Origin of the sequence: Bacillus cereus (assembly GCF_002564555.1) — a bacterium.
In the GTDB taxonomy this organism is placed as follows: Bacteria; Bacillota; Bacilli; order Bacillales; family Bacillaceae_G; genus Bacillus_A; species Bacillus_A cereus_K.
The window spans coordinates 1-212 of sequence record NZ_NUVD01000092.1; the positions used below are offsets into that span (position 1 = coordinate 1).

Genomic DNA, 212 nt, shown 5'->3' on the forward strand with positions numbered 1-212 from the left:
TCCGAAGTAAAAGGTTATGACATTACAAATACAAAGGTTGGTAAAACAACAGTAGAAGGAACGAAGACATGGAAGGACGACAATGCGAAAGATCGTCCGGAAATGATCAAGGTCGACCTACTACAAAATGGCAAATTGATCGCAACACAAGAAGTAAGCGCAGCAAGCGAATGGAAATATGCGTTTACAGATTTAGCGGCATATGATGCCGA

Annotated in this window: 1 protein-coding gene; it reads left to right on the top strand. The window is 41.5% G+C overall.

Going from position 1 to position 212, the window contains the following annotated elements:
* Positions 1–212 (top strand): Cna B-type domain-containing protein (locus COI75_RS21030; protein ID WP_255265691.1); only part of this gene is annotated, 212 nt, incomplete at both ends.